The organism is Microbacterium sp. NPDC087592, from assembly GCF_044743585.1.
Taxonomy (GTDB): Bacteria; Actinomycetota; Actinomycetes; order Actinomycetales; family Microbacteriaceae; genus Microbacterium.
Genome location: NZ_JBIUWT010000001.1, coordinates 1,981,935 through 2,007,355, shown reverse-complemented (window position 1 = coordinate 2,007,355; position 25,421 = coordinate 1,981,935). Strand labels below are relative to the sequence as shown.

The 25,421-nt window shown below is 70.6% G+C and carries 23 protein-coding genes and 1 riboswitch; of the genes, 5 read left to right on the top strand and 18 right to left on the bottom strand.

Annotated features, from left to right (window positions below; all coding sequences use genetic code 11):
- Window positions 1-9: 9 nt before the first annotated feature.
- Entirely contained in the window at window positions 10-768 is a 759-nt protein-coding gene (locus tag ACIOTO_RS09505; protein ID WP_400857593.1) for an SDR family NAD(P)-dependent oxidoreductase, read from the bottom strand.
- A gap of 218 nt (window positions 769-986) precedes the next feature.
- On the opposite strand from ACIOTO_RS09505, the gene ACIOTO_RS09500 reads away from it, so the two are divergent.
- On the top strand, window positions 987-1,721 hold the full coding sequence (locus tag ACIOTO_RS09500) for a phosphotransferase (protein ID WP_400857592.1): 735 nt from the start codon (window positions 987-989) through the stop codon (window positions 1,719-1,721).
- A gap of 19 nt (window positions 1,722-1,740) precedes the next feature.
- Here ACIOTO_RS09500 and ACIOTO_RS09495 read toward each other — a convergent pair whose 3' ends face one another.
- The 3 genes from ACIOTO_RS09495 to ACIOTO_RS09485 form a co-directional block, all read right to left on the bottom strand.
- Window positions 1,741-2,532: an energy-coupling factor transporter transmembrane component T family protein gene (locus ACIOTO_RS09495; protein ID WP_400857591.1), complete on the bottom strand. Its 792-nt coding sequence runs from the start codon at window positions 2,530-2,532 to the stop codon at window positions 1,741-1,743.
- Complete coding sequence (locus ACIOTO_RS09490) at window positions 2,529-3,986, bottom strand: ABC transporter ATP-binding protein (RefSeq protein WP_400857590.1); 1,458 nt, start codon at window positions 3,984-3,986, stop codon at window positions 2,529-2,531. The genes ACIOTO_RS09495 and ACIOTO_RS09490 overlap by 4 nt, the downstream gene beginning before the upstream one ends.
- On the bottom strand, window positions 3,986-4,630 hold the full coding sequence (locus tag ACIOTO_RS09485) for an ECF transporter S component (RefSeq protein ID WP_400857589.1): 645 nt from the start codon (window positions 4,628-4,630) through the stop codon (window positions 3,986-3,988). Before ACIOTO_RS09485 ends, ACIOTO_RS09490 begins: the two co-directional genes overlap by 1 nt.
- Window positions 4,621-4,732: riboswitch (TPP riboswitch) on the bottom strand. Its footprint overlaps the gene before it by 10 nt.
- A gap of 82 nt (window positions 4,733-4,814) precedes the next feature.
- On the opposite strand from ACIOTO_RS09485, the gene ACIOTO_RS09480 reads away from it, so the two are divergent.
- Entirely contained in the window at window positions 4,815-6,680 is a 1,866-nt protein-coding gene (locus ACIOTO_RS09480) for a D-alanyl-D-alanine carboxypeptidase (RefSeq protein WP_400857588.1), read from the top strand.
- 286 nt (window positions 6,681-6,966) lie between these two features.
- On the opposite strand, the gene ACIOTO_RS09475 is transcribed toward ACIOTO_RS09480, so the two are convergent.
- A complete protein-coding gene (locus ACIOTO_RS09475; RefSeq protein WP_400857587.1) occupies window positions 6,967-9,231 on the bottom strand; it encodes an ABC transporter ATP-binding protein in 2,265 nt (754 codons plus the stop codon).
- Window positions 9,228-10,955 (bottom strand): ABC transporter ATP-binding protein, encoded by a 1,728-nt coding sequence (locus ACIOTO_RS09470; protein ID WP_029261224.1) that lies wholly within the window; start codon window positions 10,953-10,955, stop codon window positions 9,228-9,230. The genes ACIOTO_RS09475 and ACIOTO_RS09470 overlap by 4 nt, the downstream gene beginning before the upstream one ends.
- Window positions 10,956-11,222: 267 nt before the next feature.
- Between ACIOTO_RS09470 and ACIOTO_RS09465 the strand changes: the two genes are divergently transcribed.
- Window positions 11,223-12,272: a hypothetical protein gene (locus ACIOTO_RS09465; RefSeq protein ID WP_400857586.1), complete on the top strand. Its 1,050-nt coding sequence runs from the start codon at window positions 11,223-11,225 to the stop codon at window positions 12,270-12,272.
- On the top strand, window positions 12,269-12,667 hold the full coding sequence (locus ACIOTO_RS09460; protein ID WP_262002100.1) for a GntR family transcriptional regulator: 399 nt from the start codon (window positions 12,269-12,271) through the stop codon (window positions 12,665-12,667). The genes ACIOTO_RS09465 and ACIOTO_RS09460 overlap by 4 nt, the downstream gene beginning before the upstream one ends.
- 22 nt (window positions 12,668-12,689) lie before the next feature.
- On the opposite strand, the gene ACIOTO_RS09455 is transcribed toward ACIOTO_RS09460, so the two are convergent.
- The gene (locus ACIOTO_RS09455; protein ID WP_400857585.1) at window positions 12,690-13,751 is read right to left on the bottom strand and encodes an enoyl-CoA hydratase/isomerase family protein; all 1,062 of its coding nucleotides are present in this window, start codon (window positions 13,749-13,751) and stop codon (window positions 12,690-12,692) included.
- 109 nt (window positions 13,752-13,860) lie between these two features.
- Here ACIOTO_RS09455 and ACIOTO_RS09450 point away from each other — a divergent pair, with 109 nt between their 5' ends.
- Window positions 13,861-15,951 (top strand): ATP-binding cassette domain-containing protein, encoded by a 2,091-nt coding sequence (locus ACIOTO_RS09450; protein ID WP_400857583.1) that lies wholly within the window; start codon window positions 13,861-13,863, stop codon window positions 15,949-15,951.
- A gap of 98 nt (window positions 15,952-16,049) precedes the next feature.
- Here ACIOTO_RS09450 and ACIOTO_RS09445 read toward each other — a convergent pair whose 3' ends face one another.
- The 11 genes from ACIOTO_RS09445 to hemE all read right to left on the bottom strand — a co-directional run bounded on the left by ACIOTO_RS09445 (window position 16,050) and on the right by hemE (window position 25,396).
- Window positions 16,050-16,499, bottom strand: a complete 450-nt coding sequence (locus ACIOTO_RS09445) for a hypothetical protein (RefSeq protein WP_400857582.1) — start codon at window positions 16,497-16,499, stop codon at window positions 16,050-16,052.
- Window positions 16,500-16,620: 121 nt separating this feature from the next.
- Entirely contained in the window at window positions 16,621-17,943 is a 1,323-nt protein-coding gene (locus ACIOTO_RS09440) for a glutamate-1-semialdehyde 2,1-aminomutase (RefSeq protein WP_400857581.1), read from the bottom strand.
- Between the two features lie 18 nt (window positions 17,944-17,961).
- A complete protein-coding gene (gene hemB / locus ACIOTO_RS09435) occupies window positions 17,962-18,939 on the bottom strand; it encodes a porphobilinogen synthase (RefSeq protein ID WP_029261231.1) in 978 nt (325 codons plus the stop codon).
- Entirely contained in the window at window positions 18,936-19,733 is a 798-nt protein-coding gene (locus ACIOTO_RS09430) for a uroporphyrinogen-III synthase (protein WP_029261232.1), read from the bottom strand. Before ACIOTO_RS09430 ends, hemB begins: the two co-directional genes overlap by 4 nt.
- Window positions 19,734-19,739: 6 nt before the next feature.
- The gene (gene hemC / locus ACIOTO_RS09425; protein ID WP_400857579.1) at window positions 19,740-20,729 is read right to left on the bottom strand and encodes a hydroxymethylbilane synthase; all 990 of its coding nucleotides are present in this window, start codon (window positions 20,727-20,729) and stop codon (window positions 19,740-19,742) included.
- A 5-nt stretch (window positions 20,730-20,734) separates the two neighbouring features.
- A complete protein-coding gene (hemQ, locus tag ACIOTO_RS09420; RefSeq protein ID WP_029261234.1) occupies window positions 20,735-21,415 on the bottom strand; it encodes a hydrogen peroxide-dependent heme synthase in 681 nt (226 codons plus the stop codon).
- A gap of 80 nt (window positions 21,416-21,495) precedes the next feature.
- On the bottom strand, window positions 21,496-21,768 hold the full coding sequence (locus ACIOTO_RS09415) for a hypothetical protein (RefSeq protein WP_029261235.1): 273 nt from the start codon (window positions 21,766-21,768) through the stop codon (window positions 21,496-21,498).
- Window positions 21,755-22,162 (bottom strand): phage holin family protein, encoded by a 408-nt coding sequence (locus tag ACIOTO_RS09410; protein ID WP_029261236.1) that lies wholly within the window; start codon window positions 22,160-22,162, stop codon window positions 21,755-21,757. Before ACIOTO_RS09410 ends, ACIOTO_RS09415 begins: the two co-directional genes overlap by 14 nt.
- Window position 22,163: 1 nt before the next feature.
- Window positions 22,164-22,616 (bottom strand): hypothetical protein, encoded by a 453-nt coding sequence (locus ACIOTO_RS09405; protein ID WP_029261237.1) that lies wholly within the window; start codon window positions 22,614-22,616, stop codon window positions 22,164-22,166.
- A 150-nt stretch (window positions 22,617-22,766) separates the two neighbouring features.
- Window positions 22,767-24,335: a protoporphyrinogen/coproporphyrinogen oxidase gene (locus ACIOTO_RS09400; RefSeq protein WP_400857578.1), complete on the bottom strand. Its 1,569-nt coding sequence runs from the start codon at window positions 24,333-24,335 to the stop codon at window positions 22,767-22,769.
- 38 nt (window positions 24,336-24,373) lie between these two features.
- Window positions 24,374-25,396 (bottom strand): uroporphyrinogen decarboxylase, encoded by a 1,023-nt coding sequence (gene hemE / locus ACIOTO_RS09395; RefSeq protein WP_400857577.1) that lies wholly within the window; start codon window positions 25,394-25,396, stop codon window positions 24,374-24,376.
- Between the last annotated feature and the right edge of the window lie 25 nt (window positions 25,397-25,421).

The following is a 25,421-nucleotide window of genomic DNA, read 5'->3' as shown; positions in this document are numbered from 1 at the left end:
GGGCTGCGGTCATCTCGGGGCCATGCGGATGGCGCCGTCGAGACGGATGGTCTCGCCGTTGAGGTAGCCGTTCTCGACGATCTGCTGCACGAGGGCGGCGTACTCGTCGGGGCGACCGAGGCGCGACGGGAAGGGGACCTGCTGGCCGAGGGAGTCCTGAGCTGCCTGCGGGAGGCCCATCAGCATCGGGGTCTCCATGATGCCGGGGGCGATCGTGCACACGCGGATGCCGTGGCGGGCGAGTTCGCGTGCCACGGGGAGGGTCATCGCGTGCACCCCACCCTTGGACGCGGAGTAGGCGGGCTGGCCGATCTGACCGTCGAAAGCCGCGACGCTCGCGGTGTTGACGATGACGCCGCGCTCCTCGTCGTGCAGCTCGTTCCGGGCCATCACGGCCGATGCCTGGGAGATGACGTTGAACGTGCCGACGAGGTTGATGCGGATCACGCGCTCGAAGTCGGCGAGCACCGCGGGATTGCCCTCACGGTCGAGCACCTTGGCGGGCGGCGCGATGCCGGCGCAGTTCACGACGACGCGCAGGGGGGCCGCGGACTGCGCGGCGGCCGCGGCTGCCTGCACCTCATCGGCGCTCGTGACGTCGGCCGCGACGAAGAGTCCGCCGAGCTCGTCCGCGATCTCCGCCCCCTTCGACGAGGGGAGGTCGATGATCGTGACGTGGGCTCCCGCGGCGACGAGCCGGCGCGCGGTGGCGAGCCCGAGGCCCGAGGCCCCTCCGGTGATGAGTGCACCCTGACCGCTGATCTGCATCTGAGGTTCTCCTTCGAACGTCGTTGCGCGACACGCTTCACTGGAACGCGGTCTCAGCCTACGTGGTTCTTGGTTCCACCACGAAACGGGTGGCGCCCGCCCGCAGGAAGCGCGTTCAGAGCGAGCCTACGACACCGCCTCCACGAAGAACGGTCCCGTCGTCCGAAGCCTCCCGCAGATATCGGTCCCCCGTCCGAAGCCTGGGGCAGGATGGGAGCATGACCATCCCCACCGACGACGTCGTCGTGCCCGATCGCGTCCGGCTCCTCGCCCGCGGCGCCGACCTCGAGTGCGTATGGCGGAACGACTACGGCGGGCTGACGTTCCGTGCCACCGGCCAGGGCGATCCGTTCTTCATCAAATGGGGGCCGCGCAACCTCGAGTTCACCCTGAGCGACGAGGCGGAGCGGATGCAGTGGGCGTCGCAGTGGATCACGGTGCCGACCGTGCTCGAGAGCGGCGGCGACGAGACGCACGAGTGGATGGTCACGGCCGCGCTCGACGGGCTGAGCGCCGTGGACCCGCGGTGGGTCGCCGAACCCGCGGTCGCCGTTCGTGCCGTCGGCGAGGCACTCCGCGCCATGCACGACGCCCTTCCCGTCGCGGACTGCCCCTGGGACTGGAGCGTGTCATCGCGCATCGAGAACGCCGAACGGCGCGGGATCGTCGTGCCGGACGAGCTCCGGACCGCGCCCGAGATCGACCTCCTCGTCGTCAGCCACGGCGACGCCTGCTGCCCGAACACACTGGTCGGCGACGACGGCCGGTGGCTCGCGCACGTCGACCTGGCTCTGCTCGGCGTGGCCGACCGCTGGGCCGACATCGCCGTCGCCGCCATGAGCACCGAGTGGAACTACGGCCCCGGCTGGGAGGACGCACTCATCGAGGCCTACGGAGTCGAGCCCGACCGCACGCGCCTCGCCTACTACCGCGAGCTCTGGAACGCCGCCTGACCCCGCGCTGACCCCGCGCTCAGGCGCCGGGGCCGAGGATGAAGTTCCACGCCCCGGTGGCGACGGCGGCGGCGATCGCGATGCCGGAGATCGCAGCCCCCACGGCGAGCAGCATCCACTCGGCCGCGCCGAACCGTGACTCACGCGCCCAGGTGCGCCGCCCCGGCGCTCCGAATCCCCGCGCCTCCATGGCGGTGGCGAGCTTCGCCCCGCGCCGGATCGACAGCACGAGCAGCGCGAACGCCATCCCGAGGAACCGGCGGATGCGACCGCGATCGGCCACGCCCCTCGCTCGGCGGGCGAGCTCGAGCGCGCGCCAGTCGTCGAGGAACAGACCCACCATCCGCAGCCCGGCGAGCGCCCCGAGCACGAACCGGGCAGGAAGTCGCACGATCTGGCCGAGGCCGTCGGCGAGGTCGGTCGGGTCGACCGTGATGAACAGGACCACCGAGGGCAGCGCGATCGCGAGCACCCGCAGCATCGTGGCGAGCGCGAGCGCGAGCGATCCCTCGCTGATCCGCAGCACGAACCAGTCGACGTAGACGGTGCCGCTCGTCTCGCCGTAGAGCGCGATGGTGAGGCCGGTCAGGGGTGCGGCGAGCCAGACCGGCCAGGTGCGCATCCAGAACTCGCGCCAGCCGATTCCGGCGAACAGGAAGAGCACGAACTCCAGCACGAGCGCGACGGATGCCGACACCGGATCGAGCGTCAGGATCAGCGGCACCGCGATCAGCGCGCTGACGCCGAGCTTGGCCACCGGGTTGACGGCGGCGAGGGCTCCGGTGCGCGCCTGCGTGTCGAGCAGGGTCACGACACGCCCCCGAGTTCGAACCGCTCGGCGTGCAGCGCGCGCGCGACATCGAGGTCGTGGGTGATCGTGACGATCGCCGACCCCTCGTCGCGGAGCGCCGCGAGCATGGCGACGAGTTCCGCCCAGGTGCGGGCGTCCTGCCCGAAGGTGGGCTCGTCGAGCACGAGCACCCGCGGCCGGGTCGCGATGGCCGCGGCGACCGTGAGGCGACGCTTCTCGCCGCCCGAGAGCGTGTACGGGTTGGCGGCGGCGAGGTGCGTCAGGCGCAGTCGCGCGAGCAGCTCGTCGCTGCGCACGGCGATCTCGTCTTCGTCCATCCCGAGCGCGCGCGGTCCGACGGCCAGCTCGTCGCGCACGGTCTTCGCGAGCAGCTGATGCTCGGGCTCCTGGAACACCATGCCGATGCGGGTCAGCAGATCCCGCGAGGCCCAGCGGATCGGCGAGGGGTCCGCCCCGGCGGCGAGCACGGGGGATGCCGTCAGGTCACCCGCAGCAGGCGGCAGGAGCCCTGCGAGGGTCAGTCCGAGCGTGGACTTGCCGGCGCCGTTCGGGCCGGTGATCGCCAGCACCTGACCGGCGCGCACATCGAGGTCGATGCCGGTGGCGACCGGGCGTCCCTTGACGCGGGCGACGGCGAGTCCGCGCGCCGAGAGCAGAGTCTCGCCCGGTGTCCCGCGCGGTGGCGGCGGGGCGGCGGGAGCGTGCCCCGGCACCCACACGCCGTCGGCCGCGAGTCGTGCACCCTGGTCACCGAGCACCTCAGCGGGCGCTCCGTCTGCCACCACTCCCCCGGCGCCGATCACGATCACCCGTGTGATGAGCGGCAGCCACACCTCGAGGCGGTGCTCGACGACGATGAGTGTCGCCGGCTGCGACTGCAGCATCCGCTCCACCGCGTCACGCACCTCGACGACACCGGCCGGGTCGAGGTTCGCGGTCGGCTCGTCGAGCAGCACGAGCCCCGGACGCATCGCGAGCATGCCGGCGAGCGCGAGCCGCTGCTTCTGCCCGCCGGAGAGCGCCTTGGTCGGGTGGTCCAGCGGCACATCGAGGCCGACGGCATCCAGCGCCGCTTCCACCCGGGGCCAGATCTGCGCCCGTGGCACGCCGAGGTTCTCGCAGCCGAACGCGACATCGTCGCCGGCTCGCGCCAGGATCACCTGCGAGTCCGGGTCCTGCAGCACGAGGCCGGCGCGCCCCCGGGTGGCGACGGCGGGAGCGCCGTCGACGAGCAGTTCGCCCGTGCTCTCGCCCTCCTCCTCGCCGCCGAGCACGCCCGCGAGACCGTGGAGCAGCGTGGACTTGCCCGCCCCGGAAGCCCCGAGCACCAGAACGCGCTCACCGGGGTCGATGCGGAACGAGACGTCGCTCAGCGCCCAGGCGAGGCGACTCGCGTGGCGCCACCCCCAGCCGCGCGCCTCGACGGCGGCGGGGACGGTGTGATCCGCCGCCATCAGACGCGGACGCGTGCCTCGCGCCCGGAGCCGAATCGGTCGAGCGCTCCGGTCGCGGCGATGCCTCGCGCCAGCACCCACGACAGCGCCCCCGCGATGACGGCACCGGAGATGACGGTGCTGATCAGGTAGATCGTCGTGAAGGCGGGGCCGGAACCGGCGTACCAGAGCACGAGGTTGTTGATCCCGCCGGCGAGGGCAGCACCGGCACCCGCGAGGATCGCGACCGGCAATGACCAGCGGCGGTAGAAGAAAAGGAGGAAGACCAGTTCGGCGCCGAGACCCTGCACGAGTCCGGCTTCGAGAGTGAGGAATCCGCCCCACTGGTTGCCGATGAGGGCCGAGACGACCGCCGCGAGCAGCTCGACGTAGATCGCCGCGCCCGCCTTGCGGATGATCAGCCCGCCGAGGACGCCGGCGAAGAGCCACGGGCCGTCGAGAAGCCCCTGGACGCCGGGGAGCAGCGGCTCGAGCAGGGCCTTCGGGCCGAGGTACCCGACGTTCCACGCCAGGAAGATCAGGCCTGCGGCGACGCCGATGACGCTGGCGACGACGATGTCGACGATGCGCCAGCGCAGGAAGCTCCTGGCCGGGGGCGTGGCCGGGGGCTTGGTGGACGCCGATGTGGACGTGGACGTGCTCATCTGAACTCCTCCCTGCGCTGGCATGACCCAGATCAGGTTCGACGGTCGAAGCGCGATTCGCTCCCTCTCAGCCCGGCTCGCCGGACTCCCGTGGTTGTGCTGAAGAGCCTACCGGCTCGCGACACCCCGCGGGCGACGAGGCTGCGCGCCGCGCAACGCGCCCGGGATTGGGTACCGTAAACGAGTGACCGCTTCAGATCCCGCCGACGAGGCGACGGGCGTCGTCGATGGCGACGGCTCGCCGGACGCCGTCCCCTCCGGACCGGTCGACGACCTGCCGGTCGCGGTGGATGCTGCCCCCGCAGACTCCGCCGACACCTCCGCGTTCGCCGCCGACCGGCTGTTCGCGGGCGATGTGCGACCCCCGGCTGCCGCCGTATCGCCGGCCATCCCAGTCGACTCCGCGGCGATCGGCGCGCTCTTCACGACACCGAGCTCCCCGGGCGGCGGCGTCGATCAGGAACCCGACACCCTCTCCGAACCCGCAGCGGAGCCCGTCGAGGCCGCCGGCCTCGTAGAGCCCATCGAGCCCGTCGAGCCCGTCGAGCCCGTCGAGCCCATCGAGCCTGTCGATGCGACGCCACCGACACCCCCGCTGACCAAACCGCCGTTCGTCCCGGCCGAGCGGACAGCCGGTGAAGAGCCGGCGGACGACACGAATGCTCTCCTCGACGCGAGCGCACCGCAGTGGGCGGATGACACGACCGGGGCGACGGCCCTCACCTGGGTCGATGCCGCGACGGTCGCCGCGCACCCGCCTCTCGCGACCCTCGATGAGCCGGCCGAGGCCGAGCAGTCAGGCGGGCTGATGCGCGGGGCCCACCTGCGACCGGCGATCGCCCGCCCGGGGGTCCTGGTGCCGTTGGCGACGCTCGTCGCGATCGTCGCCGCCTACGCCGGTACGACGATGCTGTGGCCACTGCACGAAGTCCCTCCGACGGTGCAGTCCGTCGAATTCGAGACCACTCCCGCCGCCGCGGCTGCGATCACCTGGCCCGGCGAGGGCAGCGCGGCTGTCGGCATCGGCGGGCTGAGCACGGTGGCCTCGAATCCCGGTGCCGTGAGCATCGCGAGCATCACCAAGGTCGTGAGCAGCCTGATGGTGCTCGACCGGATGCCGCTGGCGCTCGGCGAGCAGGGCCCCGAGTTCCGCTTCAGCTACCGCGACAGCGTGGAGTACTGGGACTACCGGCGCAGTGATCAGTCCGCGCTGGATGTGCCGGTCGACGGTGTGCTGACCGAATACCAGCTGCTGCAGGGCACGCTCCTGGGGTCGGCGAACAACTACATCGACCGGCTCGCGTCCGAGATCTGGGGCTCCGAGCGGGAGTTCGCGTCCGCCGCGGAGACCTGGCTGAGGGAGCGCAACCTCACCGGCATCACGGTCGTGACCCCGTCGGGCTTCGACGAACGCAACGTCTCGACGCCCGACTCGCTCATCGCACTGGGCGAGCTGGCGATGCAGAATCCGGTGTTCGCGGAGATCGTGGGCACGAAGTCGGTGGACCTCCCCGGCGCGGGCACGGTCGTCAACACGAACGGGATGCTCGCCGATCCGGGTGTCGTCGGCATCAAGACCGGCACGCTGGTCGGTTGGAACCTGCTCACCGCGAAGGATGTGACCGTCGGCGACACGACGGTGAAGTTGTACGCCGCCGCGTTGAACCAGGCGGGCGATGACGAGCGGCTCGCCCTGACCCGCTCGCTGTTCGCCGAGACGGAGGCCGCGTTGAACGCGCAGAGCCCGGCGGTCGCTGCGGGTACGGTCGTGGGACGCGTCACGACCCTGTGGGGCGAAGACGTCGAGGTCGTCACCGAGTCCGACGCCGATGTGGTGCTGTGGAACGGTGCCCTCGCCACGGCCACCCCGACCTTCGACCTCGCGGACGAGCGCGACGAGAACGGCACGGTGGGGACGATGACCGCTGCCGGCCCGCTCGACAGTGTGACGGTTCCCCTGGTCCTGGCCGAAGATGTCGAGGGACCGAGCCCCTGGTGGCGTCTGACCCACCCGCTCGAGCTCCTGGGCATCACCACCGACCCGCGCTGACCGTCGCGCCGAGATCGCGCCGATCGTCGCCGAACCGCCCCCGGCTGACCCTCTCACTCCGAGGAGTCAAAAAACGCCGCCTCCAGCCCTTCGGAGGCGTCGTTTTTTGGCTCCTCACCTGCTGAGTATGTCGCTCTGCGCGGCAGGATGCCGGTCGAGCAGAACAGCGCACACAGAACAGCGCACGCAGAACAGCGCACGCAGAACAGCGCACGCAGAACAGCGCCCCGCCCCGCGAGTGCGGGATGGGGCGCTGTTCTGTGAGCGTCGCTGCGCCGGACGCGGATCAGCCGCGAGGGGCGGAGCCGTCGGCCCCGTCCTCGAGGAGAGCCTGCGCGGCGGCGACCTCGGCCGCGGGCGCCTGGGCCCCGACCGAGGCTCCGGCCACGGCAGCGGCTTCTTCCTTCGCGCTCTCGTCGTCGCCGGCCTCTCCGGTGACGACGACGGGCGTCGAGCCGGTGAGGGCGTCTTCGGCGTCGATGTCGGTCGCCGCCTGCTCGAACTGCGACTGGTACAGCCGCCAGTAGGCGCCCTGCGCGGAGATGAGCTCGTCGTGCGTGCCCTTCTCCACGATGTCGCCGTGCTCCATCACGAGGATGAGGTCGGCGTCGCGGATGGTCGACAGACGGTGCGCGATCACGAACGACGTGCGCCCTTCGCGGAGCGCGGCCATCGCGTGCTGCAGCAGCAGCTCGGTGCGGGTGTCGACCGCCGACGTGGCCTCATCGAGGATGAGGATCGACGGCTGTGCGACGAATGCCCTGGCGATCGTGATGAGCTGGCGCTCGCCCGCCGAGACGTTCGCGGCATCCTCGTCGAGCACCGTGTCATAACCCTCGGGGAGGGCGTGCACGAAGCGGTCGACGTAGGTCGCCCTGGCAGCGGCGAGAACCTCTTCGTCGGTCGCCGTGGAGCGACCGTATCGGATGTTCTCGCGGATGCTGCCGGCGAACAGCCACGGGTCCTGCAGCACCATGCCAGTGCGTGAGCGCAGTTCGTCGCGGGTCACCTCGGCGATGTCCTGACCGTCGAGCGTGATGCGTCCGCCGCTGAGCTCGTAGAAGCGCATGATCAGGTTGACCAACGTCGTCTTGCCGGCGCCCGTCGGGCCGACGATCGCGACCGTCTGGCCCGGCTCCACCCGGAACGACAGGTCCCGGATGAGGGGACGCTCGGGCGTGTACGAGAACGCGACGTTCTCGAACTCGATGACACCCTTGCCCTCCACGAGCTCGGGAGCATCGGCGTCGTCCGCCTCCTGCTCGTCGGCGTCGAGCAGCTCGAACACCCGCTCGGCGGATGCCGTGCCCGACTGGACCACCGCAGCCATGCCACCCAACTCGGACAGCGGCTGCGTGAACTGCTGCGAGTACTGGATGAACGCCTGCACGTCACCGAGACGCAGCTGGCCGTTCGCGACCATCAGGCCACCGAGCACCGCGATGCCCACGTAGCTGAGGTTTCCGACGAACATCATCGCCGGCATGATGATGCCGGAGAGGAACTGCGCCTTGAAGCTCGCCTGGAACAGCTCTTCGTTCTCGACCTGGAACTTGTCGAGCGCATCCTTCTCGCGTCCGAAGACCTTCACCAGCGCGTGGCCGGAGAATGCCTCCTCGACGCGGGCGTTCAGTCGACCCACCTTGCGCCACTGCGTGCCGAAGGCCTTCTGCGAACGCGGTCCGATGATGCCGAAGATCACGCCCATGAGAGGCAGTGTGATGAGTGCGACGAGCGCGAGCTGCCACGAGATCGAGAACATCATGACGAGCACGCCGATCACGGTGAGCACCGAGGTGAGTGCACCGGAGAGCGACTGCTGCATCGTCTGCGTGATGTTGTCGATGTCGTTCGTGACGCGCGAGATCAGTTCACCGCGCTGCACCTTGTCGAAGTACGCCAGCGGCAGACGGTTGATCTTCGCCTCGACGGACTCGCGCAGGCGCCACATGGTGCGCACCATGATCACGTTGATGACGTAACCCTGGATCCAGGTGAGGAATGCCGCAGCCACGTAGATCGCGAGCACCGCGGCGATCACCAGACGCAGCGCCTCGAAGTCGACACCCTGGCCGACGGTGAAGTCGCCCAGCGCCCCGACCTGGTTCGCGAAGTCGTCCTGACCGGAACCACGCAGCGCATCGATCACCACGTCTTGCGGTGTGCCGGCCGGGAAGCCGGGGAAGTCGCCGTTCGGCTGCCCGAGCTGGATGGAGATGAAGCCCTTGTAGACGAGGTTCGTCGCCTCGGCGAGCACCTTGGGCGCCGCGACCGTGAGCACGACGCCGATGGCGCCGAGGATCGACACGAAGACGAACCAGATCGCGGAGGGCTTCAGCAGCCCGATCATGCGCGCGAAGCTCGGACCGAAGTTGTCGGCCTTGCCCGGTGCGACGCTGTCCCAGTCGCCGGAGTTCTGACGAGCCTGCTCGGCGAGCTCGGCCTCGTACTGCTCTTCGGCCGACAGTTCGACCTCGGCCACGGCCGTCGTCGCCTTGCCGCGGCTGCGGCCGCGCTTGGCCTTGCCCTGTTCGTCGTTCAGTTCGCTCATGCGTCCACCCCCAGCTGCGACTCGACGATCTCCCGGTAGGTGTCGTTCGTCTCGAGCAGCTGCTCATGCGTGCCGACGCCGACCATGGTGCCGCCGTCGAGGACGACGATGCGGTCGGCGTCCGTGATCGTGGAGACGCGCTGCGCGACGACGATCTTCGTCACGTGCGGGAGTTCCCGCCACAGCGCCTGGCGCAGCCGGGCATCCGTGGTGAGGTCGAGCGCCGAGAACGAGTCGTCGAACACGAGGATCTTCGGCTGGTGCACGATCGCACGCGCGATCGCGAGACGCTGACGCTGACCGCCGGAGACGTTCGTGCCGCCCTGGGCGATGCGCGAGTCGAGCCCGTCGGGCATCTCCTCGACGAAGTCACGTCCCTGCGCGATGTCGAGCGCATGCCAGAGCTCCTCGTCGGTCGCCTCCTCGCGTCCGTAGCGCAGGTTCGATGCGACGGTGCCGGTGAAGAGGAACGGACGCTGCGGCACGAGGCCGATGCTGTCCCACAGCGACTCGACGTCGGCCTCGCGCACGTCCGTGCCGCCGACGTGCACGGATCCGCCCGAGACGTCGAAGAGCCGCGGGATGAGCGAGATGAGCGTCGTCTTGCCGGAACCGGTGGATCCGACGATCGCGACCGTCTCTCCGGGCTCGGCCGCGAAGCTGATGCCGCGCAGCACCGGGGAGTCGGCACCGGGGTAGGTGAACTCGACGTCGTCGAGCGCGACGGCTCCGGGAACCGGGAACTCGGTGACGCCGTTCTCGGGGCGCACCAGCGTGGACTCCGAGTCGAGCACCTCGCCGATGCGCTCGGCGGAGACCGCGGCGCGCGGGATCATCATCGCCATGAAGCTGGCCATGATGACGCCGCCCATGATCTGGCCGATGTACTGCATGAAGGCGAACAGCGTGCCGACCTGCACCGTGCCGTTGTTGACCTCGATGCCGCCGAACCAGATGACCGAGACCACGGTCACGTTCAGGATGAGCATGAACAGCGGGAACAGCAGCACGAAGAGCGAGCCGACCTTGCGGCCGACCACCATGATGTCGGTGTTGGCTCCGCGGAAGCGCTCTTCCTCGATGCGCTCGCGCACGAAGGCGCGCACGACGCGCACACCGGTGAGTTGCTCGCGCATGATGCGGTTGACGTTGTCGAGCTTGCCCTGGTAGCTGCGGAACAGCGGCACCATGCGCCCGATCACGAGCGCGGCCAGGATCAGCAGCGCGGGCACCGAGACGGCGATCAGCCAGCTGAGGCCGACGTTGGTCTGGATGGCGAAGAAGATGCCGCCGATCGCGAGCAGCGGGGCGGTGACGAGCATGGTGGCGCCCATCATCGCGAGCATCTGCACCTGCTGCACATCGTTGGTGTTTCGCGTGATGAGCGAGCCGGCGCCGAACTGCGACACTTCGCGCTCGGAGAAGCCGCTGACCTTGCCGAAGACGTCGGCGCGGATGTCGCGGCCGGCGCCCATCGCGGCGCGCGCGGCGAAGAAGGTCGCCGTGACCGAGGCGATGATCTGCCCCAGCGACACCGCGAGCATGAACAGACCCGTGCCCCAGATGTAGGCGGTGTCACCCTGGGCGACACCCTTGTCGATGATGTCGGCGTTCAGGCGCGGGAGGTAGAGGGTCGCCGCGGCGCTGGCGAGCTGGAACACCAGCACGCCGAGCAGCAGCCACCGGTATCGAGAGAGATAGCGGAAGAGGATTTTTCCCAGCACAGGCGGACTTTCTAGGAAGGATGAAACGGCGGGTTTCTCGGCAGACGGATGCCGACCGACAACCGGCCACAAGACAGAGTGCCACGAACCGTGGACATTCGTATCCCCCTCGAGGCTGACCTTCGCTGACAGCGAACCCCTCCACCCGGGGATCATTCGTTTCTGCACGCGGGCGAACAAGTGACGAGCCCGACCGCAGCGCTTCTTGTGTTTTCCTGTTGATACAACTTGTGATAGACATATGACACAATCGAGAACGGACCTCCCATGCTTCCGCACATCGCATCCCTGCTCGACCCGATCCAGCTGCTCGGCGGCCTCCTGTCGTTGCCGCTGGTCTCCCTGATCCTCGCGGCGATCATCGCGGTGGGGGTCGCCGTCTCGCCCCGAGGGGCTGCGCGACGACGCGGTCGCGTCCGGCTCACGCCCTCGGCATCCACCGCGGTGTCCGCCCGCTATACGCGGGAGCACCGCGCCCTCGGCATCGCGGCGATCGTCGTGATCGTGATCTTCATCGCCGAGAACCTGATCACGGGGTACGTCCTGGGGATGTTCGGCGTGAGCCTCAACGGCGTCGTCGGCTGGTGGCGGTACGCGACGCCCGTCTTCACGGCATCCCTCGGCGTGGCCATCCTGCTGGCGATGATCGTCACGCACGGCAGCACCCCTCCGGAGCGACCCGTCGTCGCCGCGCGCCGGACCTGGCTGACCTTCAGCTCCCGCGTGGGGTCGGTGGGCACCGCGCTCGCCCTTCTCGCCCTCGCGACGACCACGCTGCTCGCCGGGCTCGCGTCGTCGAACCTCAACGACGGCCCGTACGTCTACCTCGAGATCGACGTCCCCAACGAGACCATCGACCCGATCCGCCCCTGGTTCTACGGATGGGCGTACGGCGTCCCCGTTCTGATCTGCACCGCCGCCCTCGTGGCAGTCGTCGTCGCGGCACTGCACGCGAACGCGGCCCGCGCGTTCCTCCGTCCGGAGACGGTCGTCGCCGAGCAGCGGGAGCGCCGCGACATCGCGAGCGGGATCGCCCGGCTCGCGGCGTCCGCGGCCCTGCTCGCCCTGGCGGGGGCGCTCCGGTTCATCGCCGAGGCGGGATCGGTCGCCGGGCTCACCATCCAGGGCGACAGCGGCAGCGACTCCTACGACGCGTTCTGGCGATACGGCGAGCTCGCCGCCATCGGCGGTTGGGTGGCCCCGGCGCTCGAGATCACCGCGTTCGTGCTCCTGTTCCTCGTGACCGCACAGCTGGCGCACGGCTCAGGACCCGCCGCCCCCGCCGAGCAGGCCGCCGAATCGAGGGCCGCACAGTGAGCCCGAGCCCGAAGCTGTCGCCGGCCGACGAGGCGAATCCGGCTCTCGACATCTACCGACAGCTGCGCGGCCTGATCGTGTCGGGACAGCTCGGCGCCGGCGAACGGCTGCCGACGGTGCGCCAGACCGCGAGCGATCTGGGCGTGGCTCCCGGCACGGCCGCACGCGCATACAAGATGCTCGAGAGCGAGGGGCTCGTGATCTCGCGCACCGCAGCGGGCACACGGGTGGCGGAGACGGCGGGTGTGCTTCCGGCATCCGTCATCCGGCGCATCCGCGAACTGGTCGAGGAGGCCGCATCCGTCGATGCCGATCCGGATGACGTGGTCGACGTGCTCCGGACGATCTGGCAGACGCGCACCCCGGATCCGTCCGCGGCGGGCGAGGGCGCGTAGGGCCGGATCCCGCGACGCGACCTCAGAACAGGGCGGGCTGCGGCACGTAGTCCCGTGCGGGGGCACCGGCATCCGGGGCGAGCTCCGCCAGGGTCGGCGGATCCCACTTCGGGTTGCGGTCCTTGTCTACCAGTTGTGCCCTGATGCCCTCGACGAGGTCAGGATGCTCGTTCACGAACCACAGCACCCGTCGGTACTCACCCTCGAGCGCCGCGCGCAGACCCGACATCTCCCTCGCCTCGCGCACGGCGTCGAGGGTCACGGTGAGCCCGGTCGGCGCGAGGCCCTCCAGGAGGTCGGCCGTGGCGACGGCATCCGTGGTCCCCTGACCCCGCAGTCGATCGACGATCTCGGTCACGGTCGGCGCGGAGAACGCCTCGTCGATCCACTCCCGCGATGCCGGAAGCTGCGTGGGCTCGGGCGTCTCGTCGAAGAGCAGCACGATCTCGCTGGGCCCGGTCGGGTCCGCGCGGAAGGCGAGCGCCTCGCTCAGGGCCTCCAGCCGCTCCGACGGCACGAAGTGGTCGGCGAAGCCGAGGTACACGGCATCCGCACCGTTCATCGTCGATCCGGTGAGCCCGAAGTACTCGCCGAAACGCCCAGGCGCCCGCCCGAGCAGCCAGGTGCCGCCCACATCGGGGGTGAAGCCGATACGGGTCTCGGGCATCGCGAGCTTCGATCGCTCGGTGACGATGCGGATGGCGGCGTGGCCGGCGAGCCCGATGCCGCCGCCCATGGTGATGCCGTCCGCGAAGGCGACGACCGGCTTCGGGTATTCGGCGATCATCGCGTTCAGGGCGTACTCGGCGCGGAAGAACTCCGCGGTCCGCTCGGCCTGCCCTGCCACGATCTGCGCGTGCAGCGCGCGCACGTCGCCGCCGGCGCACATGCCGCGCTCCCCCGCGCCGTCGATCAGCACGATCTGCACATCGGTGTCGTCGCGCCATGCGGTGAGGGTCTCGGTGAGGATCCCGATCATCTCCACGTCGAGGGCGTTGATCGCCTCCGGACGGTTGAGGGTGAGCCGCCCGAGCGCCCCTTCGGTACGGACGAGGACACGGGAGGCAGCCTGAGAATCGGTCACGCGTGCCAGGCTACCTTTCCCGAAGGGCGGTATTCCGCGCGAAATGCGGGATCCGACAGGCTTTTCCGGCAGGATAGGGAGGAACTGTTCCACGCGACGAGAGGTCACGATGCCCGAAGGACAGGTGCTGGAGTTCACGCACGTGACGAAGCGCTTCAATGAGGTGACCGCCGTCTCGGACTTCTCCGCGCGCGTCGAGCCGGGTGCCGTCACCGCCTTCCTCGGCCCCAACGGCGCCGGCAAGACCACCACGCTGCGCATCCTGCTCGGTCAGGTGCGCGCCACCTCCGGAACCGCGACGATCGGCGGCACGGCTTACGGCGAACTCCGCCAGCCGCTGCGCACGATCGGTGCCGTGCTGGAAGAGACCGCCTACCGCCCGCGCCGCACCGCCGAGCGACAGCTGACGATCGCCGCGAAGGCGAACGGCGTGCCGCTGGCGCGCGTGGGCGAGGTCCTCTCGCTGGTCGGGCTCGATGGCGAGGGCGACTCGCGGATCGGCGGTTTCTCGCTCGGCATGCGCCAGCGGCTCAGCGTCGCGCACGCGCTTCTCGGCGACCCGGGCGCCCTGGTCTTCGACGAGCCGGCCAACGGGCTCGATCCCGAGGGGATCCGCTGGATGCGGCTGCTGATGCGCCGCCTCGCGGACGAAGGGCGCACGGTGCTCGTGTCGTCGCACGTCCTCAGCGAGGTGGAGCAGGTCGCCGACAACGTGCTCGTGCTGTCGAAGGGCGAGCTGGTCCTGGCCAGTGGCATCGAGACCCTGGCCGACCCGAAGGGCGGCTCCGTCATCGTCGACGCCGCCGACCGCGATGCGCTCAGCGCTGCGCTCTCCGCAGCCGGATTCGACATCGAGGTGCTGCGCTCGGGCCTGACCGTCCGCGGCGGCGACGCCGGCACGGTCGGCGCAGTGGCCGCCGAAGCGGGCATCGCGCTGAGCACGCTCGTGCAGCGCGGACCGACGCTGGAAGACGTCTTCATCGACCTGATGCGCGGCGGTAGGCACGCGCCGCCCGCCTACCCGGCCCAGGTACAGGCACCGGCACCGATCGCGCCGCCCGTGGCCGCCGAGGCTCTGGCCGCCGACGCCACCCTCGCGCCGAACGAGTCCGTGGTCGCGATCCCCGTCGCCGCAGCGGCAGCATGGGCGGCCGAGGTCGCCGCCGCTCCCGCCGATGAGGCCGTGGCAGACGATCTCGCGGCGGTGGGCACCGCCCGCGCCGACGACGACTCCGAGGAAGAGGCCGGCGACGAGCCTCTCACCGACGATTCCGCCTTCTCCGAAGAGGCTCCCGCCGAACAGGTTCCCGCCGACGACGCGGAGAACGCCGCGCCCGCGCCCGACGCGCCCGACGCCGACGACGCCGACGACGACGGAGCGAGTGCGGACGAGGCGACCGGCGACGAGGCAACCGGCGACGAGTCCGAATCCGAGACCACCGCGCCCCCGGCACGGTCCTTCGACGAGATCCTGTTCGGGGCGGCCGCTCCGGTCGCGGCCGACGCACCGACGTCCACCGACGAGGCACGTCACAGCGTCGCCGAGATCTTCGACACATCCGACGACGAGCACACCGCTGATGACGCTTCCGAGCAGCAGCCTGCCGACGTCGAAGCCACCGCCGACGGCGCGGCGGGTGCACCCGAAGCCACCGACGACGTGAGCACCGGCGACAGCCCGTCAGACGACGAGGGCACGCCGCTGGACGAGGATGCGTCCGAGGTCGAGCACACGGGTGTCGAGATCTTCGCCGATCTCGCTGACGCTTCCGATGCCGACCACGACGGCGCAGATGACGACACCGCGGACCGCGACGACTCGGACCACGACGACTCGGATGGCTCGGACGCCGACGAGGATCCGCGCTCCGCTGCCGTCAGCTCGATGCTGGCCGCAGCCGCTCGCGCCTATTACGAGGACGAGCCGAAGGACTACCCCCTCAGCCCGGAATCGGCGGACGACGCCTCGACCGAGAGCGCGCACTGGAGCATCGCGTCCACCGGCGTCATCGACACGGTGCCGCTGGCCGCGTCCGATGAGGCGACCGACGACGAGTCCGCCCCGGAGGAGACTCCCGCCGAGGAGGCCGCATCCGCAGATGGCGAGTCCGACGCCGACGCCGACGCCGACGACCAGTCCGGCAGCGACGAGCATCATGACGGTGATGAGCACGAAGGTGGCGAGAACCACCACGGCTGACTCTCGTCGCCGATGAGAACCGAGAACGCCCTCCCGACCACATGGTCGCGGAGGGCGTTCCTCTGTTCGGTCAGGGGCGACCGCAGCCGTCGACGCCGTCAGGCAGGTCGGGGGCGGATGACCGGCCGACGGCTGCCCTTCGGGACGGCGGTGGGCGAGGTCGCGACGATCTCCTCGACGTCTGCCGGCTCCGCGGACACATCGAGGCGCAACGCCTGAGTGAGCGCGAGCCCGTGCCGCGTGGTCAGGATCAGGCGGCGGTACTGCTCGTCGCCCTCGAGGTCGATCACGACGCTCGGGCGACGCTTGCGGATCAGCACGAAGTCCAGGCTGCCGGCCGCCTTCCAACTGCCGGCGGCGAGGATGCCGGGGATGTGCGTGCCGGGGTTCGGGACGCCCCGCAGCCACGTCCACGCGTCATCCGTGAGCTGGACCTTGGTGATGGTGTCGCGCGCGATGCGGACGTTCTCACGGTGGAAGGTGGCGGCCCGTTCGAGCGGCGAGAGCACGACTTCGAGTTGCGTCTGGTCCAGCAGCAACGTCACCATGCACTCAGTCTGCCAGCGCGGCCCTGCCAGTTGTCTGGAAGTTGCTCACAGGAACGCAACGATCCCTTGTCGATTGCCACCATCCGTCGCGGTTTCTCGCGGCCGGTTCGCCGGAATCGGGTCAGGGGCGCGCAGCAGCCGCGGCATCGGCGGCAGCCGGGAGTGCCCCTTCGATGAGCTGGAGCTCCCGCTCGCCGTGCGCGGCCGTGAGGAACCAGGCCTCGAAGACACTCGGCGGTAGAGCGACGCCCTGCTCCCGCAGGGAGTGGAAGAACGGGGCGTAGCGGAACGACTCCTGCGCCTGCGCCTCGGCGTAGTTCCTCGGCTCGGACGCACGGAACGACGCGCTGAACAGGTTGCCGGCTCGGGCCACGGCATGCGTGACGCCGGCCGACGTGAGGGCGGCATCGAGGGCGGCCGACACCCGGGCGGATGCCGCATCCACCGTGGCGTACACCTCGGGGGTCGCGAGTCGCAACGTCGCCAGGCCCGCAGCGACCGACAGCGGGTTCCCCGACAGGGTTCCCGCCTGGTAGACCGGGCCGAGAGGTGCGAGCAGGTCCATGACCTCGGCGCGACCGCCGAGCGCGGCCAGGGGCATGCCTCCGCCGACGACCTTGCCGAACGTGAAGATGTCGGGCAGATAGTCCTCGCCCGCCGCCGCCTGCAGACCCCAGAACCCCGCCGGGTGCACGCGGAAGCCCGTGAGCACCTCGTCGAGGATCATGAGGGCACCATGTGCGTGCGCGGTCTCCGCGATCAGGCGGTTGAAGCCGGGCAGGGGGGCGACGACTCCCATGTTCGCTGCCGACGCCTCGACGATCACCGCGGCGATGCGCGGGCCATGCTCGGCGAACACCGCGGCCAGCGCCTCGGGGTCGTTGTAACCGATCACCAGGGTCTGCGCGGCGATCGGCGCAGGGACACCGGCCGAACCGGGGAGCGCCAGCGTCGCGACACCGGAACCCGCCTCCGCGAGAAGCCCGTCGGAGTGACCGTGGTAGTGCCCGGCGAACTTCACGAGCAGGTCGCGACCGGTCGCACCGCGGGCGAGACGGATCGCCGTCATGGTCGCCTCGGTGCCGGTGGACACCAGACGCACACGTTCGATCGGACGGGTCTCCCCGAAGCGGACACGGTCGGCGATGAGCGCCGCGAGCTCGACCTCACCCTCGGTCGGGGCGCCGAACGAGAGTCCTCGAGCCGCGGCTTCCTGCACCGCAGCGACGATCTCCGGGTGCGCGTGCCCGAGGAGAGCGGGGCCCCAGGAGGCGACGAGGTCGACATACTCGCGCCCCGCGGCATCCGTCACGGTGGCGCCCTTCGCCGAAGCGAGGAATCGCGGCGTGCCTCCCACCGAGCCGTAGGCGCGCACGGGCGAGTTGACCCCACCCGGGATCACCGCGCGGGCAGCGGAGAACAGGTCGTCATTGCGGTCGGTCATGAGAGATCCTCGGAGGTATCAGTCGCGCAGCCAGCCGGCGGCCTCGGTCGCCCAGTAGGTCAGCACGGCATCGGCACCCGCGCGGCGGATGGAGAGCAGGGATTCGAGCACGGCGGCCCGGCGGTCGATCCAGCCGTTCGCGCCGGCGGCCTCGATCATCGCGTACTCGCCGGACACCTGGTACGCCCAGACCGGGATGCTCACGGTGTCGCGCACCTCGCGCAGCACGTCGAGGAAGGCCATCGCCGGCTTCACCATGACGATGTCCGCGCCCTCGGCCTCGTCGACGACGGCCTCGCGGACGCCCTCGCGCCGGTTGCCCGGATCGAGCTGGTACGTGCGACGGTCACCCTGGAGCTGAGAATCCACGGCCTCGCGGAAGGGGCCGTAGAAGGCGCTCGCGTACTTGGCGGCGTAGGCGAGGAGGAGCGTGTCGGTGAAGCCCTCGGCGTCGAGCGCCGCGCGGATCACCGCGACCTGGCCGTCCATCATCCCCGACAGTCCGAGCAGCTGGGATCCGGCACGGGCCTGGGCGAGAGCCATCGAGGCGTAGCGCTCGAGCGTCGCGTCGTTGTCCACGGAACCGTCGGCCGCGAGCACGCCGCAGTGGCCGTGATCGGTGAATTCGTCGAGGCACAGGTCGGTCTGCACGACGAGCGCGTCGCCGACCTCGGCGGCCAGCGCTTCGGTCGCGACGTTCAGGATGCCGCGCGGATCGTCTGCTCCGGACCCGCGAGCGTCGCGAACCGACGGCACACCGAACAGCATCACGCCGCCGACGCCGGCCTCCGCCGCCTCGACGGCGGCAGCACGCAGCGAGTCGATCGAGTGCTGGGCGACCCCGGGCATCGAACCGATCTGCACCGGCTCCGCGATGCCTTCGCGGACGAAGAGGGGCAGGACGAGCTGTCGGGGCTGCAGCGAGGTCTCGCGCACGAGATCACGCACGGCCCGCGACTGACGCAGGCGTCTCAGTCGGACATCGGGGTAGCTCACGGCGCGAACTCGTCGGCCGCGTGCGGAAGTGTGAAGTGCGAGACCGCATCGATCAGCGCATCGATGGTCTGCCGGTCGGCGACCACCGACACCGGGAGGCCCGCACGCTGCGCATCGTTCGCGGTCCGTGGACCGATGGCGGCGAGCAGCGTCTCGTCGGGGATCTCCGGGAACTGCTCGCGCACCTGCTCGGCGACGGAGCCGCTCGTGATGAGGATCGCGTTGATCCGGCCGTTCTCGACGTCGCGGCGGATGCGCTCGGTCACCGGGACACCCACCGTGCGGTAGGCGACCACGCCGTGCACGTCGTGACCCGCCTCCGAGAGGAGCAGGCTGAGCACGGGCTTCGCGATCTCGCTGCGGAGAGCGAGGATGCGGCGCGGCTCCTGTTCGAGAGCGATGAGCTGCTGCGCCATGCCCTCGGCCGAGTTGTCCTGCTCGGGCACCAGCGTGACCTCGTAGCCGACCGCCTGCAGGGCGGCCGCGGTGGTCTCGCCCACGGCAGCGATCTTCGTCGACCGAGGGATGACCGCTCGATGCGCGAAGAGCACATCGACGGTCGTGGCGCTCGTGACGGTCAGCCAGTCGAACTCGCCCGCGGCCAGCTGCGCCAGCGCGGTGTCGAGCGTCGCCTGATCGGTGGTCGGCGCGAAGTTGATGAGCGGCGCGACGACGGGCACCGCGCCCAGTGCGCGCAGGCTCGCGGCGACGCTGTCGCCCCACGGCCCGCCACGCGGCACAAGAATGCGCCAGCCGTCCAGCGGTCGGTCCTGCTTGATTTCGGAAGTGGTCATGAGGGTTTATTGCTCTCGGGGTACGAGGCCGGCCGCCCCTTGATCGAGCAGCCGACGGGCAACAGTGAACCCGAGCTCGCGCGCTGCGTGCACCGGGTCTGCACCATCGGCAGCATCCGCTCCATTGCCACTGCCGTTCCGACGAATATACTCCCCGTTCAGGTCTTCGGTGACGTCGAGGCCGATCCGGCGCCCGCCGTCGACGGCGTAGACGACGGTCCTGACACGGATCGAGGACCCGTCGACCACGGCGTGAGCGGCCATCGGCGCCTGGCATCCCGCGTCGAGTCCTTCGAGGATCGCGCGCTCCACCGTGATGGCGAGTCGGGTGTCGAGGTCGTCGAGACCGGCGAGCGCCGCGCGCAACTCCTCCGGCGCGTCCTCCCGTGTTTCGACGGCGAGAGAACCCTGGCCCGGCGCGGTCGGCCACTCGGCGAGACCGAGCTCCTCGCGACGCAGCGGAGACTCCGCCCCGAGCCTCGAGAGCCCTGCCGCGGCGAGGATCACCGCGTCGAGCTCCCCGGTGGAGACCCGCGCCAGCCGGGAGTCGACGTTGCCGCGGATGTCGACGACTTCGGCGCCCGGCGCCCGCCTGCGCACCTGGGCGATGCGGCGCGGCGAGCCGGTGCCGACCGTGCTCCCGGAGCGCAGCTCGTGCAGCGGGATGCCGTCACGGGTGAGCACCACGTCACGCGGATCCTCCCGCTTCGGGGTCGCCGCGATCACGAGGCCGTCGGGGATCGCCGTCGGCAGATCCTTCAGGGAGTGCACCAGGAAGTCGCACTCCCCGGCGAGCAGGGCCTCGCGAAGTCGCGTGGCGAAGATGCCCTGGCCGCCGATCTCGGAGAGCGAGGCGCGGTTGGTGTCACCCTCGCTGGTGATCGGGACGAGCTCGACCCGGCGACCCGAGAGCTTCTCGAGGGCCGTGGCGACATGACCGGACTGCGCCTGCGCGAGCGCGCTGCGACGGGTGCCCAGACGGATGGGGGTGCTCATGGCGCTTACTGCAGAACGTCCGCGATCTCGTCGAACCGGAGTCTGCGCCCCGTGTAGAAGGGCACCTCCTCCTTCACGTACAGGCGGGCGTCGGTGTAGCGGAGGTCGCGCATCAGGTCGACGAGGTCGGTGAGCTCGTCGGCCTCCAGGGGCAGCAGCCACTCGTAGTCGCCGAGCGCGAACGAGGCGACCGTGTTGGCGAGGACGCCGGTGAACGCAGCGCCCTTGCGGCCATGGTCGGCAAGCATCTTGCGACGCTCCTCCTCGGGGGCCAGGTACCACTCCGGCGTGCGCACGAACGGGTAGAGGCACAGCCAGTCCTTCGGCTCGACCCCGCGGAGGAAGCCGGGCACGTGGGCGCGGTTGAACTCGGCGTCGCGGTGCACGCCCATGACGTTCCACACCGGGAGGAGCGGGCGGAGCAGTTCGGTGCGGCGCAGGCGACGCAGCGCCTTCTGCAGCTCCTCGGCGGTCTCGCCGTGCAGCCAGACCATGAGATCGGCGTCGGCCTTGAGGCCGGAGACGTCGTAGAAGCCGCGGACGGTCACGCCGGAGTCCTCGACGTAGGAGACGATCGTCTCGAGCTCGGTCGACTCGGTCTCCGTCACGGGAACGTCGGGGTTTCGTCGCCAGACGGCCCAGAGGGTGAAGCCGGACGGGTTCTCATCGCGCTCTTCGGACATCATGCTCCCCAGTCTGCCTCGTTTGCGCAGGAGCCGCTAATCCCCCCGACCGGGGGAATCAGCGGCATCCTGGAATGCGGTCGTCAGCGTGAAATGGCGCGCGCGATAGCCCAGACCGCGCCCCCCACGACGGCTGCGATGCCGACGGTCGCGGCGATCGCGCCGAGCGGATTGCGGTCGGCGAAGACCCGGGCCTTCGCCGCAGCGCGGGTCGATGCCTTCTCGACACGGCGGGGGATGTTCCCCTTCACCTCGATGGCGGCCAGCGCCGCCTTCAGCTCGGCTCGAGCGGAGGTCACCGGGTCGACGATGCCTGCGGGGACGACGGTGCGCGGCAGGGACTCAGAATTCGTCATCGCCGGCCTCCTTCACGAGTCGGATGTCTTCGGCCACGGCCTGCGCCGGGTTCTGACGGCGGAGAACCTTGCGGAACTTCAGGATGCCCAGCAGCGCGAACAGCAGCACGGCGAGGATCAGGATGCCGAACACGACGATCGCCGACAGCCACACCGGCCACCAGGACGACAGCCCCGCGATCGCGAACACGAGGATCACCGGCACGGCCCAGAACAGGAAGAACAGCGCGACGACGAACCACACGGAACCGATGCCGGCATCCTTCGAGGTGCGCGAGACCCACGCCTTGGCGGCGTCGATCTCGGCCTTGACCAGATTCGTGACGAGTTCCGGAAGATCCCCGAGGAGGGTCAGCAGACTGTCGTCGGCACGATCTCGGTATCCGCGGGGCATGTCAGGCGCCGGTCTTCTTGGGTGCGGACTTCGAGGCAGTGGACTTGGAGGCCGTGGACTTGGAGGCAGTGGACTTCGACGCGGCCGGCTTCGACGCGGGCTTGCTCGTCTTGGCGGTCGCCTTCGCGGCCTCGACGGCCTCCTCGGTGGCCTCGGCCAGGTCTTCCGCCGCCTCGCGGCCGGTGGCGATGGCGGAGTCGAGCCGCTGTCCGGGTGTGCCGTTGCCCGTCACCGACTTGGCAACCTTCACCACGCCGGTCCAGAGGGCGCCCGGCACGGCGGCAGCCTTGTCACCGACGAAGCCCTTGACCTTGGAGACCTGCTCCTGCACGGGATCGAGTTCCCACACCTTCAGCCACTGCGTCTTGATCTGCTCATAGCGCTCACGTCCGGCACGGGTGCCGAGGACGTAGCCCACGCCGAGTCCGACGACGAGTCCGATCTTCCCCTTCATGGGGTCTCCTCACCTAGTTCCGGTTGTCCGGCCTGCTTCGCCCGGCTTGGATGGCCCGCAGGCTTCCGCTCCCCGCGACCAGGCTCCCAGCGTAGCCCCGTATGCCGATTTCGGCATCTATGGGTCAGAGGGTTGACACAGAGCGCGCACTCACTCCCACAACAGGGCGCGGCGCAGGCGGTCGGCCTCGTCGCGCGCATCCGGGATCACCTGTGCGAGGCCCGTGCCGGCGAGCCAGGCTCCCACCGCGGCGATGCCGGGGACGGCCTGGACCGCCGCGCGTGCCGCTGCGCGCCGTTCGCCGGAGCCGATGATCGACGCGGGCTGCGACTGCACGAACCGACCGCGGTGGGCGGCGATCACGGCTTCGGGGGCGAGCGCGACCCCGAGCATCGTGGCGGCTTCGGTCCGCGCGAGATCGGCGGCGGCCTCGTCGCTCAGCGCCGCCGTCGCGGCGGGCTCCCCCTGCGCTCCGAACGACACCCGGACGAGGTGTCGCCGACCTGCGGCTTCCCGCACCCAGGCCCACTTCGCAGTCGAGTGCGTGAGTGCCTTGGCCGTGTGGCTGTCGGGCACCGTGAGCACGCCGGTGCCGCGCGGCGCGGCATCCAGCGCGGGGGCGTCGAGCAGGAGCGTGACGATCTCGATCTCGGGCGACGCGGCGGCCTCGGCCTTCTTCAGCGCCGGCACCGCAGCGGAGAGGAGCGCGCGGGCGGCGGCCTCGGGCGTGGCGACGATGACCGCGTCGGCGGCGATCTCCTCGATCACGGGCTCGGCCTCGACCACCTCGGCCGCGTGCAGTTCGGCGACCACTGCATCAGCCTCTTCTGCGGCCGCCGGGGCGACCATCGGCACGGCCTCGGTCTCGACGTCCCACCCCTTCGCCGTCTTCCGGATGCCGCGCACCCGCACTCCGGTGCTCACCTCGGCGCCGAGACGGATCAGGTCGTCGGCCAGCGCATCGACGAGCCCGCTCATGCCGCCGGACAGCCCCTCGACCGCACCGCCGGGGGTCTTCGCCGCCGCGGCGACGCCGGCCTTCGCTGCGGCATCGTCCCGAAGAGATTGCACCGCACCGGAAAGCGACCCGACGCGGGTGAGCGCGGCGTTGAGACCGGGAGCCGCGATGTCGATGTCGACGTCGTCGGGAGATGCGGAGTAGACGCCGGTCGTCACGGGAGCGACGAGGCGGTCCCGCACCTTCGGCCCCATCCGCGAGGAGACCAGCTTCCCCAGACTCAGCTGGTGGCCGATCGTGAGCGGGGGACGCACCCGGTCGAGGTAGGCGCGCCAGACACCGGACCAGCCGAGGATGCGACGGACGTCGTCCTGAAAGGGGTTCGCGGGGATGCCGAGGATGCCGCCGACCGGCAGCGGCGCCGCACCCACACCCGGGATGCCGGCGAGCCATGCACCGCCCGGCCGAGGGGCGACGATACGGTCGGCCAGCCCCAGCTCCTCGACCAGTGCCCGCACCAGGCCGCCCCTGGTCGCGTAGCTCTCGGCGCCGGCGTCCACGACGACTCCGTCGAGCTCGATCCGGCGGATCGCGCCACCCAGTTCGTCGCCGGCCTCGAGCAGCGTCACCTGCATGCCGACCTTGGCGCACTCGCGCGCGGCGACGAGTCCGCCGATGCCGCCGCCGATGACGACGACGTGCTTCTCCGCCGCGCGGGCGGCGAGGTCGGACGGCTCGGCGGAAGACGGCTCAGAGGTCATGCGGTCAATTCTCCCATCGGGCCGTCTCGGCCTGAGCGTCAGACGGTGTGCGCGAGCTCGACGATGCGGGTGAGCTGGTCGGGGTCGGTCTCGGGCGGGACGCCGTGGCCGAGGTTGAGGATATGTGCCCGGGCCGCGCGGCCGCGCGCGATCACGTCGCGCACGTGCGCCTCCAGCACCGACCAGGGGGCGGAGAGAAGAGCGGGGTCGATGTTGCCCTGCACCGTGACATCCGGGCCGAGGATCGCGGCGGCCTCATCCAGCGGCTGACGCCAGTCGACCCCGACGCCGTCGGCGATGCCGTCGAGGCGCATGTCGGCGAGGAACGGCCCCGTGCCGACGCCGAAGTGGATGGTCGGCAGGCCGATGCCGTCGAGTGCCGCGCGGGAGTGCGGGGCGACGAACGCGCGGTAGTCCGCCGTGCTCAGCGAGCCGGCCCAGCTGTCGAAGAGCTGCACGACGGATGCCCCGGCATCGCGCTGGGTCTCGAGGAAGCGGCGCGAGACCTTCGCGAGCCATCCCGCGAGACGGTTCCACGAGTCAGGGTCGGAGTGCATCATCGCCCGTGCACGCAGGTGCTCCTTGGAGGGGCCGCCCTCGACGAGGTAGGCCGCGAGAGTGAAGGGAGCGCCCGCGAAGCCGATCAGCGGGGTGTCGCCGAGTTCGGCCGTGACGAGGCGCACGGCCTCCGCGATCGCCGTGCCGTCGAGGCCGTCGGGATCGATGGCCGTGATGCGATCGACGTCGGATGCGGTGCGCACCGGGTTCGCGAACACCGGCCCACGCCCCGGCTCGATCTCGACGTCGACCCCGGCGAGGCGCAGCGGGATGACGATGTCACTGAAGAAGACGGCCGCGTCGACACCGTGGCGGCGTACCGGCTGCAGCGTGATCTCAGCGGCGAGGTCGGGGGTGAGACAGGCGTCGAGCATCCGCGTCCCGACCCGCAGGTCGCGGTACTCCGGGAGCGACCTGCCGGCCTGCCGCATGAACCACACCGGAGCGTGGGCGGGGCGGGAGCCTGCGAGGGCGCGCAGGAGCGGAGCATCGGAGAGGGCCATGCCCCCATCCTCCCATTCCGCCCTT